Raw genomic sequence first — 12692 nt, 5'->3', positions numbered from 1 at the left:
GTGGTGCCGCTTACAGGACTCGAACCTGTGGCCCCCGCATTACGAATGCGATGCTCTACCAACTGAGCTAAAGCGGCGTCCTTGTGGCGATTCTCGGGAGAACCGATGCCAAGGCAGGGGGCGCCTTTACCGGGGGGAGGCGAGGAGTGCAAGAGGGATTCGTATCCCATGTACAGGGATGTTGAAGTCCGTGGCCTTTCCCGCGCCTCCCGGGGGACTTGCAGTGTCGAGGGGCGGGGCCTAGCAGCGGTGGGATGAACACGTCCTCGTCTCCCGCTCGCCCTGCCTCCGGTGTTGCCGAAGTCGAACCCTTCCACGCCATTTCGATCGGCAAGCTTGCCTACGAACTGGCCGAGCAGGGCCGCAGCATCATCCACATGGAATACGGCCAGCCCTCGACCGGGGCGCCCGCCGCGGCGCTGGCGCTGGCGCATGAAAAGCTCGACAGTGAACCGGGCGGGTACTGGGAAAACGGGGCGCTCAAGGCGCGGATCGCGCGGCACTACCAGGAGCGTTACGGCCAGGACGTCGAGGCCGAGCAGATCATCCTCACCTGCGGGGCGTCTCCGGCGCTGGTGCTGGCGCTGTCCAGCCTGTTCCGGCCCGGCGCGCGGGTTGCGCTGGCCCGGCCGGGCTATGTGGCCTACCGCAATACGCTCAAGGCGATGTACCTGGAGGCGGTCGAGATCGCATGCGGGCCGGAGGCGCGCTATCAGCTGAGCGCGGCCGCGCTCGAGGCAATGGAACCGGCGCCCGATGGCGTGATCATCGCCAGTCCGGCCAATCCGACCGGCACGATCATCGCGGCTGAGGAACTGCGCGCCATTGCCGAAGTGTGCACACGGCGCGGCATTCGCATGATCTCGGACGAGATCTACCATGGGCTGACTTATGGGCCCGTGGCCCATTCGCTGCTCGAATACGCGCCCGATGCGCTCGTCATCAACAGCTTCTCGAAATACTACTCGATGACCGGGTGGCGCCTGGGCTGGTTGCTGGTCCCGCGCGATCTGATCGAGGTGGCGCGCGCGCGGATGGGCAACCTGTTCCTCACGCCGCCGGTGCTTGCGCAGCATGCCGGGCTCGTTGCCTTCGATTGCGACGAGGAATTGCAGGGGCATGTGCACAATTATACGCAGAACCGGCAGATGTTGCTCGATGCGCTGCCCGATCTCGGACTTGAGAAGATCGCACCGCCCGATGGCGCTTTTTACATCTGGGCCGATATCAGCGCCTATACACAGGACAGCCTGTCCTTCTGCCGGGACATGCTGCGCGAGACCGGCGTGGCGACCGCGCCGGGTATCGATTTCGATCCGGTCCATGGCAAAACCTTCATGCGCTTCAGTTTTGCGGTGTCACCGCCCGAAATTGCGGAGGCCATCGCGCGCCTCAAGCCTTGGTTCGCGGCGCGAAGACAGGGGTGAGGCGCGCCGCGTTGAGGTTTGGAGCGTGAGCTGTCGCAATCCGGGATAGGACGCGGACCTGCGGGATTTTCCACATTGACCAGGGGCGGGATCTGCGGCTTTGAGCCGCTTCCCCCCTTCAAGGTCGACACCCTCATGTTTCCCTCCGAACTTACCCTCGATATCGACACGGCCAGCCTCACCGTCCGTTTGCGCGCGTTGGCGCAGGAGTGCGCGCAGAGCGCCCCAGCCGAAGAGGATGCGCGCGTCTGCGAGGCTCTCGCGTTGCTAGGGGGGCGTGTGACGGTGAACGAGGTCGGGGGCATGGACTGCGTGCTGCGCCTCCTGGGAGAGGACGTGGGGTTCCTCTGCTCGCGAGGGCGAGGCGGTGTATGCCTTGCGATGCTTGCCGTGGACGGCGCGGATGAAGAGGTCTGCGTGCAGGGCGCCACTCCCGCGCTCGCGCTGCTGGGCGCGTGGGCCTCGGCCTGGCTGGTGCATCTGGGCGATGTGACCGAGGAGCCGCGCGAGGCGGCGTCTTCCCGACTTCATTGACATTGCGGGCCGTTATTCCGGTCAGGTGCAGCCCTGCAGCTCGCCTGCGGGAATGTCGAGCCAGGACAGCGTTCCCCCTTTGCCCGCGCCCGTGTCGATCCGGACCAGCTTTCCACCCAGGGCATTGGTCTGTGTGAAGATGGCCTCGCAGCGGTCATGGCCGATGACGACCCTGCGTCCGTTCGGGATGCTTTCGAGCCAGTCGTATAGGCGCACCGGATAGCCCGAGCTGTCGCGGGTCCCGTCGGTCTGGCCGAACAGGGCGCGGTGTACGCGTCCATCGCCCTTGAGGGAGAGGGCCTCCCCAGCGGTGGGAGCGGGCCGGTCGAACATGGCGCTGCTTGCTCCGGCGTGGACGAACAGCCAGGGGCCGATGTTACGCCACAGGGGCGTGGCGGAAAGAATGCGGATCGTGCTCGCGACAAGGGCATCGCGATCCGGCGCGCGCCGAATTTCGGCGAGGGTGCGATCAAGGCCATGGGTGAGTTCCATGCGTCGTTCGGCGCCATCACCGGCTCGCCACTTCACGAGGTAGCGCAGCAGCTTGAAACAATGGTTTCCCGGAACGAGCACGGCCCGGCCCTGTGCGTCGAGCCGGGCGAGCAGCCGCAGGACGGCGGCGCTGTCGTTATCCGGTTCCTCGTCTGTCGGATCTGCGTCGGTGAGGTCGCCGATGAAACCGATGGCATACCCCCGCGCAAGAGCCTGTTCGGCCGCGGCATGCACCGCATGCGCACCGTGGATGTCGCCAAACCATCGTATGCCGGCGTATGTCGAGGGAAAGGAAGCTGAGGAAGTCACAGGGAAAAGCGTATCAGTCCGCCACGGTCAGGGTCAGCCCCATCCTACCGCGCATCCGCGGATATAGCCATGAGCGGGGAGCGATGTGTCAAACGGCTCAGGCAAGACAATCGGGACGTGGCGATGACGGGGAGGGCCCGGAGGCAGGTCCGGCCAAACGCGAACGTCGGTCCGGGCCTGCCCATAGTACACGACTAGCGGGACCAGGAGCCGGTTCGGGATGCGCCCGAGCCGGACCTTAACGTTATCTCACGGAAGGTGTTGCGTGTCGGTTTTCAAGAGCATGCGCAGGTCTACATAAGCGTGTGCTTTGCGGGGAGGCGGGGAGCCTCTAGAGTGCTCCCTATGGTGATCTCGACATTCTTTCTCGTGGTCTCTGCTGCCACCGCTTCGGCTGCCCCCTGTGACCTGCGTTCGGACATGGGCGCGCGCGAACTTCATGAGGTTCTTGCACAGCGCGCTGTCGAATTGGTCGGCACGGCGGCGCGCTCCGATGCGGAAAGCAGGGACCGGTTGGACCAGTTGATCGATCCCGACGCTGCCTTTGGTTTGGGGGCAGGTGATGTCGGGCGACCAATGGGGAGCGGGGCAGAGGGCGCACGTGCCGTCGTCGCGTTGATGAAGGCCGATCGATATCGCTATCTCGGCTGGGACTATATGGATGGGCCCGTCGATGCCTGCGGCGAGCACGAGGCGTCCATCGAGTTCATCGCCTCTGCGGATCGGCAGGTCTATCCCGTCACGTTCCACTTTCACAACGGACGTGTGGTTGAGGCAAAGGGGTGGTCTCGGTCCTTTCGTGAAGGGGCCTTGCCATGATGGGACGATGATCTCTCGCCGGAGGAAGGTAATCGGAAGAGGCAGGGCATTGGGGGCCGTCCAATGGAGCCGGAAGAAGGTTCTTGAGGACATGCCGACAAGTCGGACGATGCTCCAGAGGGGCAGCGCCTTTGGGGGCCCAAGCTGTCGGCCTCGCCTTTCGCGTGCGCTCCCCCGATTGCGAAAGGGGAGGTCGACGAGCTAGATGCCTCTCCGAGAATGATACTCTTATTTCCGGCTTTTCGGCCTTACTGCCACCGCCCCGGTTAGTGGACCATGGCGGCTTCGATGGCGATGCGGATGGCGTCGGAGGTGTGGTTCGCGCCTAGTTTGTTGAGCATGTTGGCGCGGTGGATTTCCACCGTGCGGGGGCTGATCGAGAGTTTTTCCCCGATGAGGCGGTTGGACAGGCCGCTGGCGACACCGCCGAGGACTTCGCGTTCGCGCCTGGTGAGGCGGTCCACGCGGGCGCGGGCCATGATCTCGCGCAGCTTGGCGTTGCCAACGCTTTCGGCCCGGCGCATCGCGCGGTCGAGCGTTTCGTTGAGTTCGGGCGCGGTGATGGGCCAGGCGATGTAGTCGATCGCGCCGTCGAGGATGGCGCCGACAATGCGCTGGGCGGCAGGGTTTTCGCTGAAGGCGATGATCGGAAACCATTCGCCATGCTGGGACATGTTCTCGATCAGTTCGTCGATGGCGCCGGCATCGTCGTGGATCAGGATGATGCCCGAGCGTGGCCAGCTGGACGTCAGTTCAGAGAGGTTTTCAAAGGGTTCGACGTGAATGTTGGCCGAAGACAGCGCATGGCTGATGGTGGCGCGGCGACGCATGTCCCTGTCGATCAGGATGAGGTTCGAGATACCCTGTTCCAAGATAGTTCTCCCTTCTTATTTCTGCTTAGGGAGATATCGCAAATCGGGGCTTTTTCCTGCGGTTTCCCGTCCAATGTCGAGGCTTTGGGGGGCGGTCCGAGGGAAATTACCGAGAAATCAACGGGAGGTCACGAAATCCGTGCCGCCGAAATGGTGGTAGAAGAAGAATGCGCCGAAAATCTGGGGCGCACGGTGGTAAATGCGGCCGTCTCAGCCGGTCTGCATGGCCTGGCCGATTTCCAGGAAATCGGTGCGCAGGGCATCGATCCGGTCGCGCGCGAAAGCCGTCGCGCTATCCAGGATCGTGCGCCGGGCAGCGGCATAAAGCTGGTTCAGCGCCGAGGCTATTCCGCTGTCGCCTGATACGCCCATCTGCAGGGCGGTGACGGCGGTCAGGGCGCGGGTTATCGAGCGGCTCTTCAGTTCGCCATCGCCGATCGCGTCCGCGTGGAGCGCGGTGCCCAGCGCGCTGATGAGATGCTCGTAGCACAGGTGCACCAGCTCGGTACGGTCGGCGCCGTTGACGCGGGCGTCGAAGTCGACGCGGCGATAGGCTTCGTGCGGGGTGACGCGTCCGAGCATGTCAGCTGTCCGAACGGTTCCACTGGGCGATCTGGTTCTCCAGCATGGCCATCGTGGAGTTCAGCATGCCGATGCGGCTTTCCGAAGTGGTGAACTGTCCGGCGAGGCGCGCGCGCAGCTTTTCCTGCTGCTCGGCGATCTCGGTACGGCTCTCGGAAATGTCGGTCAGCTGCGTCGTGTACTTGCGGATCGAGGCCCCCAGCGAGTTGAGGCTCGTGGTGGAGGACGCGTCGCGGTAGATGCGGTTGATGCTCGCGTAGACGCCGTGGACGCCGGTCGTGAACATGGCCGCCACGCCTTCCGGATCGGCTTCCATGATGGCGGCGAGCCGCTCGGTGTCGAGCGTGAAGGTGCCGTTGCGCTCGGTCTTGAGCCCCAGGTCGCCAAGCGTGCGCGCGGTGCCCGTGGCGTTGGGCATGATCGTGCTGCTGGCAAGTCCCGAGAAGGCGCGCTTGAGCGCGCGGGCGCCGCCGTCGTTGGCGAGTTCGCCGCCGATGGCGGTGGCCGCGTTGAGCGCGGACATGACCTCGTTCAGCGCGTCGGTGAGATCCTGCATCGAACTGGAGATGCTGGGCCCCGGATCGGCGAAAGTGACGCGCGTGGGCGCGCCGACATTGGTGCCCGAAAGCTGGAGACGCACGCCGGGAATGACGTCGCTGACCGTGTTCGTGGTGGAGGTGTAGTCGAGCCCGTCGACCGAGAAGGCGGCGTCCACGGCGCTGGCGAGAAGCTCGCCATTCGTGGAGGAGGGGTTCCAGGCGAGGTTGGCAAGGCCGGGTTCAAGCGCGTCCTCGGCCGCCTCCAGGATGAAGCCGTTGGCCGCGCCGTTCTGCCCCTTGAGGACGAGCTGGGCGCCGTCGACGGTCTGGGCGACATAGGCCTGCACGCCCGCATTGGCGCCGTTGATGGCGCTGGCAACGTCGGAGAGAGACGCGCCGCTGGCAATCGTGATGTCGACGGCGGCGTGGCCGGTGTCCTCGGTGAAGGTGCTGCCCGAGACCGTTCCGAAGCGCAGGGTCAGCGTGCCGGCGCCCACGGCGTCGGAGGCCGAGGCATAGGCGTTGCTGGCGATGTTCTGGCCGCTTGCAAGGCGCGTGACTTCCAGATCGTAGCTGCCCTTGGGCAGTGAAGTGCCGGTCAGCGAAGCCGAGGCGACCGAGCTGTTGGCGACGCTGGGCGTGCGCGAGAGGTCGCCGGTTCGGATCAGCGTGCCCAGCGAGGTGTCGAGCGCGAGCATCATCGAGCGAATGTCGGACGCCGCGGAGATCCTGGCTTCCAGCGTCTCGCTGCGGGTGTCGAGCCGGTTGACCTTGTTGGCGAACTGCGCCTGCGCCAGCTTGTTGGCAAGGTCGAGCATGTCGATGCCGCTGCCCCCGCCGAGGGCGGTGACCAGCGAGCTGGTGGCGGTGGGGGAGTTGTTGATCGTGCTCATGGCAGAAAGAACGGCTCCAGGAAGGGCAGGTTAAGGGCGGCGGTATGCGAAGCAGGCATCACGGACCTGCCGATTCCAGGCGGCCCTCGCTGTCGAAGCGCAGGGTGACGGGTACCGCAACAGCGGGGCGGGTACGGTTCTCGCCGCGCTTCAGGGCCATGACGAAGGCCAGGATCGCGGCCACGGCGACGTAATGTTCCTCGCGGATCATGCGCTTCTCCCGGGTGCTGTAATAGACCGAGCGTGCAAGCGCGGGGTATTCCAGCGTGGGCACGGCGTATTCGGCGGCCAGTTCGCGGATCGCCATGGCCTTCTCGCCGCGCCCCTTGGCGACGAGGATAGGCGCAGGCGCCTTATCGGGGTTCCAAGACAGGGCCACGGAAAAGTGCGTGGGGTTGGTGAGGACGAAGCTGGCTTCCTGCATCGCGGGGATGAGGGCGCCCATCGCGATCTTGCGCTGGCGGTCCTTGATCGCGGCCTTTTTTTCGGGCGCGCCCTCGCTGTCCTTCTGTTCATCGCGCACCTCCTGCAGCGTCATCTTGAGACGCATGAGGCGGCGAAACAGCTGGACGGGCAGGTCGAGAAGGGCGATCAGTGTGAGCCCCGCGGCGAGCCAGAAGAGCAGAAGGACCAGTTCCTCCCAGGCATAGGAGAGTTCCTGGAGCAGGTTGCCCCGGCCCAACCGGGCGAGCGTTTCCAGCCGGTCGCTGGCCCAGGTCCAGGCGATGGTGCCCAGCAGCGTCACCTTGGCGAGGCCCTTGACCATTTCGATCAGACCATTGGGCCCGAACATGCGCTTGAGGCCCTTCATGGGATCGATGCGCGAGCCCTTGAACGCCAAGTTCGAGGCCAGCCAGCGCCCTTCGCCAAAGCCCAGCTGCGAGGCAAGGCTCACAAGCATCACGCTCACCCCCAGCAGGAACACCGGGGGCAGGGCGGCAATCAGCGCCTGGATGAGGAGGGTGCCGGGGGTGAAGTCATCGATGGCGCCGGGCGTGAAGAGAAAACCGGCGCGCAAGACGCCGACGAGACGCTCCAGCAGCCAGGGCCCTGCGAGCAGCAGCCAGATCGCGCCGATGGCGACCGCGCCCGCCGTCCCCAACTCGCGCGAGCGGATGACGTCGCCCTTCTTCGCCGCATCGCGCTTGCGCTTTTGCGTGGGGGCAAAGCTCTTTTCGCCGTCGCTCTCGCTCATGGCGCGATCACTTGGGCTGCGTTGAGGATCGCCTCGCGCGAGAGGCGGGTGACGAGATCGGTGAGAACCGGCGCGGAGACGAGCAGCGCGGCCAGGCCGCCGAGGATCCCAGCGGGGAGGCCCAGCGAGAAGAGATTGAGCGCGGGTGCCGAGCGGCTGAGGACGCCTGTCACCAACTGCACGGTGAGGAGGACAAGGCAGACCGGCAGCGCGATGGTCGCGGCGGTCGCGAACATTTGCACTCCGAACCCGGCGATGAGGGCGAAACGTCCGATGCCCAGCCAGGTCTCGCCCGGGGGAAAGGTGCGGTAGCTCTCCACGATGAGGGCGAACCATTGCAGGTGCGCGCCCAGCCCCAGGAAGATCATCGTCAGGACAACCGCGAAGTATTGGCCAAGCGCGGGAGACTGGGTGCCCGAATTGGGATCGACCGCAACCGCCATGTTCATCCCCATCGAGCCGCCGATGACCTCGGCGGCAATGACGGGGGCGGCAAAGGCGAGCTGGAGCACGAAGCCGAGCGCGAGGCCCACCACGACTTCGCCCAGAACGGCCAGCAGGCCCGAAAGCGAAAAGAGCGCGGCGGGCACGGCAACCTCGGTCCAGGCGCAGACCAGCACGGCGAGCGCGCCCGCGCCGATCACCCGCAGCTGCGGGGGCACGCTGGGGATGCCGAACAGCGGGGCTGCGACAAGCGCGGCGCCGATGCGGGTCATCACGAAGAGCAGGCGCCAGAACTCCTGTTCCAGCGCGCCGAAGCCGAAGTCGAGCTGGATCACGGGATGACCTGCTCGGCCTGACCCATGCGCGCGATCTGGGCGAAGATTTCCTGCGCGAAGTCGCCCACCAGCGTCATCATCGAGGAGCCCATCAGGACAAGGACAAGTGCGACGACGGCGAGCTTGGGGACGAAGGTGAGGGTCTGCTCGTTGACCGAGGTCGCCGCCTGCACCAGCCCCACCGCGAGGCCAACCGCAAGGGCGGAAAGCAGCACCGGCGCGGCGACGAGGGCAGTGACCCACAGCATCTTGTCCGCGAGCGCGAGAAGGCTGGTGATGTCTTCCATGGCACGCGCCTCAGGCGAAGCTGGCCGCGAGCGAGCCCATCATCAGCGCCCACCCGTCGACGAGGACGAAGAGGAGGAGCTTGAAGGGCATCGAGACCACCATCGGGCTCATCATCATCATGCCCAGCGACATCAGCACCGAGGAGATCACGAGGTCGATGACAAGGAAGGGCAGGAACAGCATGAAGCCGATCTGGAAGGCGGTCTTGAGCTCGCTGGTGACAAAGGCGGGCAGGAGGATCGAGAAGGGGACCTCGCGGCTGGAGGCGAATTGGGGGGCCTTGGCCATCTCGGCAAACATGGTGAGGTCGCGCTCGCGCGTCTGGCGCACCATGAAGGCGTGAAACTCCGTCCCCGCGTTGGCGATGGCCTCCTGCGCGTTGATCTGGTCCGCCGCATAAGGGGCGATCGCGGTCTCGTTCACGCGGTCGAGCGTCGGGGCCATGACGAAGAGCGAGAGGAACATGGCAAGCCCGATCAGCACCTGGTTGGGCGGGGATTGCTGGAGACCGATGGCCTGGCGCAGGATGGCGAGCACGACGAGAATGCGGGTAAAGCTCGTCATCATCAGGACAAGGCTGGGCAGGATCGTCAGCAGCCCCATGATGAGGAGCAACTGGAGCGACATGCTCATGCCGGGCCCGCCGGGGCCCTCGCCGGTGCCGCCGATCTGCTCGAACGCGCGGTCGAGCGCGCCGGGAATGGCCTCCTGCGCGTGGGCGAGCGTGGGAAGGAGCGTGACGGCCAGCATCGCGCCTGTAAGCGCGAGCGCAAGCGGGCGTCTCATTCGATCACCTCGAAGGTGGCGCGCGCGGGCGCCTCGGCCAGCCGCGTCAGACCATGGCGCGAGGCCGAGACGAGGATCTCGCGGCCATGGAACTCGATCACCGCCAGCTTGAGCGTGGGCGAGAGCATGGTCGTCTCGACGATGCGGATGGAGCGCGAGCCACTGTTGATGCCGGCGCGCTGCTGGACCTTGCGGGCGAGCGTCAGCGCACCCCAAGCGAGGAGCGCGATCAGCGGCAGCAGGATCGCTAGCTTGAGAAGATACCAGAGCATGGCTCTACTCCCCGCTGGCCTGGGTGGCCTTGCCACCCGCCGCGCCGGGAAGCGGCAGGGCGGGATCGGCCACCGGATCGCCGTCCTCGCGTTCGTCCTCGTCGCCGACCATCTCGACGATGCGCAGGCCGAAGCGCCCGTTGTGCGAGATGACCTCGCCGCGCGCGATGGGCTTGCCGTTGACGAGGATGTCGAGCAGTTCGTCGGTCATCCGGTCGAGCACGACCAGGCTTTCCGGGCCGAGCGCAAGGACGTCCTTGAGCTTCATTTGCGACCGGCCGAGCTCGACCGAGACCCGCACGTCGACATCGCGCAGGAATTCGAAGCCGCGCGGGTGCTTGCGTGGCGGCGCTGTCATGGCGTTTTCGTCATGGTTGAAGGGTTCCCCAGTTGAAGACGCAGGTGTGACCGCACCAGCGTGGTGGCAGTGCCCGTCCCGTCCGTGCCGCTGTGCATACGGCGTGGGCGGGGTGGGCGTTCAGAAGGCCTGTCCGACCTGGACGGCGACCATGTCGTCCAGTTCTCCGACAGTGCCGGTGGCAATGATCTGTCCTCCCGCCATGAGCGGCACGGCCCGGCTGACCGGAACCGGGATGACGTCGCCCGGACGCAGCGCCGAGAGACGGCGCATGGGCATGGGCATGTCGACGAGGACGGCGGTAAGTTCGAGCATCAGCGAGGCGAAGGGTTCCTCGGTGGGACCGGCCTTGCGCGGGGCCGTGCGAAAGCGCGGCGCCTTGCGCTGGGGCAGGAGCAGCGGCCCCAGCGTGGTGACCGGAAAGGCCAGGCTCAGCGTCCAGGGTTCCGCGCCCGCTTCCTCGATGTCGAGCGAGAGCTGGAGAAGGTCGGCGCGCATGTCGAAGGGATCGAGCTGGCGCAGGCTGGTGTCGCGGCGCAAGGGGCGCACCAGCGTGGCCGTCTCGTGCGAGAACAGCTGGCTGAGCGTCGCCGCGATCGCGCCCTCGATCCGGGCGAGCAGCAGTTCGGCCGAGACCGGGAAACGGTCGGGCAGGGGATCGGGTACCACGCCATTGCCGCCGAACGCGCGATCGACGAGGCGAAACACCGGCGCGGCTTCGAAGGTGGCGAGCAGCGGCAGGTTCTTGGGCCCCGCGCCGAGCAGGGCGTGGGCGGCGAGGGTTTCGAGTTCGGACTGGATACCCCCCAGCGTCGTGTCCATCGGCATGCCGGCGCGCACCACGGGGGGATCGCCGCCGGAAATGCGGGCCAGCTCGCCGGGCAGGATACGCACCAGCCGTTCGCTCAGGAACGATAGCGCGGGCACCAGCTCGTCGATCGACGGCGCCTTGCCGAGAAGTTCGGTTGCGTGCTTCGCCTTTACCGGGGCCGTATCCGAGGTCGCGTTCATGCCCATCTCACTGGATGATCAGCGTGCGGAAGTAGACGGCATCGACGCCGCCGTAGCCTTCCTTCTTCGTGAGCACGTCGTTGATGGTCTTGGTCAGCCGCTTCTGCAGCTTGTCCTTGCCCTTGATGGTGTACATGTCGTCCTCGTGCGTGTCGGCGATGACGGAGAGCATGTTCGAGCGGATCGCCAGTTCGTGCTTGGCCAGCCATTGCAGGACGCGCCCGTCGCGCCGAGTCGAACAGGCCAGGGCCAGCTGGACCAGCGCGTCGGAATCCTTGAGGTTCGAGGTGAATTCGTCCTTGAAGGTGTAATAGGCGGTGCGGTATTCATCGCCGCCGTCGCCGTGCTCCTCATGGCCGCCGCCGCCTTCCTCCTCGCCCTCGCCGGCAGGCGGAGCGTAGGGGTCGACTTCGCCCTTGCGGACAAGTTGCGGGCCTTTGGGCTCATGGCTTTCCGAATGGTCGCCGCCCATGAACATCATGGCGCCGGCCGCGCCGCCCCCGCCCACGACGAGCATGGCCACGGCCACGAGGATGAGGCCCATCTTGCCTTTGCCCTTGGGCTTGTCGTCCTTGTCTGCCTTGTCGCTCATTCAGAGATTTCCTCGCTGGGGCCTGTCGCCAGGCGTACCTGTCATCAGGCGTAGACGCCGCCGCGCGTGTCGCGGGCCGGGCGGTCGGACGAACGGGTCGGGGTGCCCCTGGCAGGCGTGTCGGAGCCTTCGCGCCCACCGGAACGCGGCGTCCCGGAGGAGCCGGACGGCTGGCCATCCTCACGCGCCTGCCCCGCGCCTTGCGCGAAGCCTTGCCCGCCCTTGGGGTCCTGTCCGTTCGGGGAGGTGGCGGAGTTCTGCCCCTGCTGCCCGGTGGACTGCTGGAAGGGATTTTCGCGCGGAGTGTCACCGCCCTGCGCACTGGAGGCGGCCAGCACCTGTGCGGCGGCACCCTGAACGGAGGCCGCAAAATCAGGATCGGCGCTGCGCAGGGACACGCTCATGCCGGTTTCATCCGGGCGAAGTTGCAAGGCGACATGCCCGAACTGGGCATGGACCAGAGAGGTGCGCACGACCTGCGGCCCTTGCGCCTCGCGCGCTTCGTGAAGGCGCCCGAGCAGCGTGTCGAAATCGTGCGGGGTTTCGGCGCGCAGGGGCGTCTGTATTTCCGAGCCCTGAAGGGCAGGCGCATCTGGTCCCTGCACCATGATCGGCGCGAACGGCGCGCTTGGTTGCGCCGGGGTACTGACCGGCGCGGGCACTGGAGAAGCGCCTGACGGCATGGCGGTGTCCGCAGCCTTCTCGGGCGCGCGGGCGGAGAGGGGGCGGCCTTCCTCCTCGACGGCACTTGCAGAGGCGACCGCCATGGGGGGCTGGGGCACGAACTCGCCGTCCTGGACCGGGCGATCCGACCGCACCATGGCGAGAGTGGCTGCAATCCCCTTGGCTGGAGGCGGGGCCGGTGGCGTGGGCGCCGGTGCACGCTGCGCATCCGATTGGGCGTGTGCCGAGGTCGGAACGGGAAGACCCGGCTGTGCGGGGGC

General features: G+C 66.4%; 16 protein-coding genes and 1 tRNA gene. 3 read left to right on the top strand and 14 right to left on the bottom strand.

What is annotated here, in order from left to right; all coding sequences use genetic code 11:
• Window position 1: 1 nt before the first annotated feature.
• Window positions 2–77 (bottom strand) — tRNA-Thr (locus MBENS4_RS02040).
• Window positions 78–254: 177 nt separating this feature from the next.
• Between MBENS4_RS02040 and MBENS4_RS02035 the strand changes: the two genes are divergently transcribed.
• Window positions 255–1427, top strand: a complete 1173-nt coding sequence (locus MBENS4_RS02035; RefSeq protein WP_052321938.1) for a pyridoxal phosphate-dependent aminotransferase — start codon at window positions 255–257, stop codon at window positions 1425–1427.
• A gap of 75 nt (window positions 1428–1502) precedes the next feature.
• Window positions 1503–1961 carry a hypothetical protein gene (locus MBENS4_RS02030; protein ID WP_052321937.1) on the top strand — a complete coding sequence of 153 codons (459 nt, stop codon included), beginning with the start codon at window positions 1503–1505 and terminating at the stop codon, window positions 1959–1961.
• Between the two features lie 21 nt (window positions 1962–1982).
• On the opposite strand, the gene MBENS4_RS02025 is transcribed toward MBENS4_RS02030, so the two are convergent.
• Window positions 1983–2762, bottom strand: coding sequence for a metallophosphoesterase (locus MBENS4_RS02025; RefSeq protein ID WP_039388398.1), 780 nt, complete (start codon window positions 2760–2762; stop codon window positions 1983–1985).
• Window positions 2763–3107: 345 nt separating this feature from the next.
• Between MBENS4_RS02025 and MBENS4_RS02020 the strand changes: the two genes are divergently transcribed.
• Complete coding sequence (locus MBENS4_RS02020) at window positions 3108–3581, top strand: hypothetical protein (RefSeq protein WP_039388395.1); 474 nt, start codon at window positions 3108–3110, stop codon at window positions 3579–3581.
• Between the two features lie 266 nt (window positions 3582–3847).
• On the opposite strand, the gene MBENS4_RS02015 is transcribed toward MBENS4_RS02020, so the two are convergent.
• The 12 genes from MBENS4_RS02015 to MBENS4_RS01960 all read right to left on the bottom strand — a co-directional run bounded on the left by MBENS4_RS02015 (window position 3848) and on the right by MBENS4_RS01960 (window position 12569).
• Window positions 3848–4453, bottom strand: a complete 606-nt coding sequence (locus MBENS4_RS02015) for a response regulator transcription factor (RefSeq protein ID WP_239026346.1) — start codon at window positions 4451–4453, stop codon at window positions 3848–3850.
• 210 nt (window positions 4454–4663) lie between these two features.
• Window positions 4664–5035 (bottom strand): flagellar protein FliS, encoded by a 372-nt coding sequence (locus MBENS4_RS02010; RefSeq protein ID WP_039388392.1) that lies wholly within the window; start codon window positions 5033–5035, stop codon window positions 4664–4666.
• A gap of 1 nt (window position 5036) precedes the next feature.
• Entirely contained in the window at window positions 5037–6467 is a 1431-nt protein-coding gene (gene fliD, locus MBENS4_RS02005; protein ID WP_039388391.1) for a flagellar filament capping protein FliD, read from the bottom strand.
• Between the two features lie 58 nt (window positions 6468–6525).
• Complete coding sequence (locus MBENS4_RS02000) at window positions 6526–7662, bottom strand: EscU/YscU/HrcU family type III secretion system export apparatus switch protein (RefSeq protein ID WP_039388389.1); 1137 nt, start codon at window positions 7660–7662, stop codon at window positions 6526–6528.
• Window positions 7659–8441 carry a flagellar biosynthetic protein FliR gene (gene fliR, locus MBENS4_RS01995; protein WP_039388387.1) on the bottom strand — a complete coding sequence of 261 codons (783 nt, stop codon included), beginning with the start codon at window positions 8439–8441 and terminating at the stop codon, window positions 7659–7661. Before fliR ends, MBENS4_RS02000 begins: the two co-directional genes overlap by 4 nt.
• Window positions 8438–8728, bottom strand: coding sequence for a flagellar biosynthetic protein FliQ (locus tag MBENS4_RS01990; RefSeq protein WP_039388385.1), 291 nt, complete (start codon window positions 8726–8728; stop codon window positions 8438–8440). Before MBENS4_RS01990 ends, fliR begins: the two co-directional genes overlap by 4 nt.
• Before the next feature lie 10 nt (window positions 8729–8738).
• Window positions 8739–9479 carry a flagellar type III secretion system pore protein FliP gene (fliP, locus tag MBENS4_RS01985; protein WP_277884205.1) on the bottom strand — a complete coding sequence of 247 codons (741 nt, stop codon included), beginning with the start codon at window positions 9477–9479 and terminating at the stop codon, window positions 8739–8741.
• 32 nt (window positions 9480–9511) lie between these two features.
• Window positions 9512–9787, bottom strand: coding sequence for a flagellar biosynthetic protein FliO (locus MBENS4_RS01980; RefSeq protein WP_039388382.1), 276 nt, complete (start codon window positions 9785–9787; stop codon window positions 9512–9514).
• 4 nt (window positions 9788–9791) lie between these two features.
• Window positions 9792–10145, bottom strand: coding sequence for a flagellar motor switch protein FliN (gene fliN / locus MBENS4_RS01975; protein ID WP_039388380.1), 354 nt, complete (start codon window positions 10143–10145; stop codon window positions 9792–9794).
• A gap of 120 nt (window positions 10146–10265) precedes the next feature.
• Window positions 10266–11156, bottom strand: coding sequence for a flagellar motor switch protein FliM (locus tag MBENS4_RS01970; protein ID WP_039391554.1), 891 nt, complete (start codon window positions 11154–11156; stop codon window positions 10266–10268).
• A 7-nt stretch (window positions 11157–11163) separates the two neighbouring features.
• On the bottom strand, window positions 11164–11748 hold the full coding sequence (locus MBENS4_RS01965) for a flagellar basal body-associated FliL family protein (protein ID WP_039388379.1): 585 nt from the start codon (window positions 11746–11748) through the stop codon (window positions 11164–11166).
• Window positions 11749–11792: 44 nt separating this feature from the next.
• Entirely contained in the window at window positions 11793–12569 is a 777-nt protein-coding gene (locus MBENS4_RS01960; RefSeq protein WP_039388378.1) for a hypothetical protein, read from the bottom strand.
• Between the last annotated feature and the right edge of the window lie 123 nt (window positions 12570–12692).

The organism is Novosphingobium sp. MBES04 (assembly GCF_000813185.1).
In the GTDB taxonomy this organism is placed as follows: Bacteria; Pseudomonadota; Alphaproteobacteria; order Sphingomonadales; family Sphingomonadaceae; genus Novosphingobium; species Novosphingobium decolorationis.
The sequence above is the reverse complement of the archived record's forward strand: the minus strand, read 5'-3'. Positions and strand labels throughout refer to the sequence as shown.

Coding starts and splice junctions, on each gene's coding strand:
- MBENS4_RS02035 (WP_052321938.1), top strand. CDS start 255: ATGAACACGTCCTCGTCTCCCGCTCGCCCTGCCTCCGGTGTTGCCGAA.
- MBENS4_RS02020 (WP_039388395.1), top strand. CDS start 3,108: ATGGTGATCTCGACATTCTTTCTCGTGGTCTCTGCTGCCACCGCTTCG.
- MBENS4_RS02010 (WP_039388392.1), bottom strand. CDS start 5,035: ATGCTCGGACGCGTCACCCCGCACGAAGCCTATCGCCGCGTCGACTTC.
- fliD (WP_039388391.1), bottom strand. CDS start 6,467: ATGAGCACGATCAACAACTCCCCCACCGCCACCAGCTCGCTGGTCACC.
- MBENS4_RS02000 (WP_039388389.1), bottom strand. CDS start 7,662: ATGAGCGAGAGCGACGGCGAAAAGAGCTTTGCCCCCACGCAAAAGCGC.
- MBENS4_RS01990 (WP_039388385.1), bottom strand. CDS start 8,728: ATGGAAGACATCACCAGCCTTCTCGCGCTCGCGGACAAGATGCTGTGG.
- fliP (WP_277884205.1), bottom strand. CDS start 9,479: ATGCTGGCCGTCACGCTCCTTCCCACGCTCGCCCACGCGCAGGAGGCC.
- MBENS4_RS01980 (WP_039388382.1), bottom strand. CDS start 9,787: ATGCTCTGGTATCTTCTCAAGCTAGCGATCCTGCTGCCGCTGATCGCG.
- fliN (WP_039388380.1), bottom strand. CDS start 10,145: ATGACAGCGCCGCCACGCAAGCACCCGCGCGGCTTCGAATTCCTGCGC.
- MBENS4_RS01970 (WP_039391554.1), bottom strand. CDS start 11,156: ATGAACGCGACCTCGGATACGGCCCCGGTAAAGGCGAAGCACGCAACC.
- MBENS4_RS01965 (WP_039388379.1), bottom strand. CDS start 11,748: ATGAGCGACAAGGCAGACAAGGACGACAAGCCCAAGGGCAAAGGCAAG.
- MBENS4_RS01960 (WP_039388378.1), bottom strand. CDS start 12,569: ATGGTGCGGTCGGATCGCCCGGTCCAGGACGGCGAGTTCGTGCCCCAG.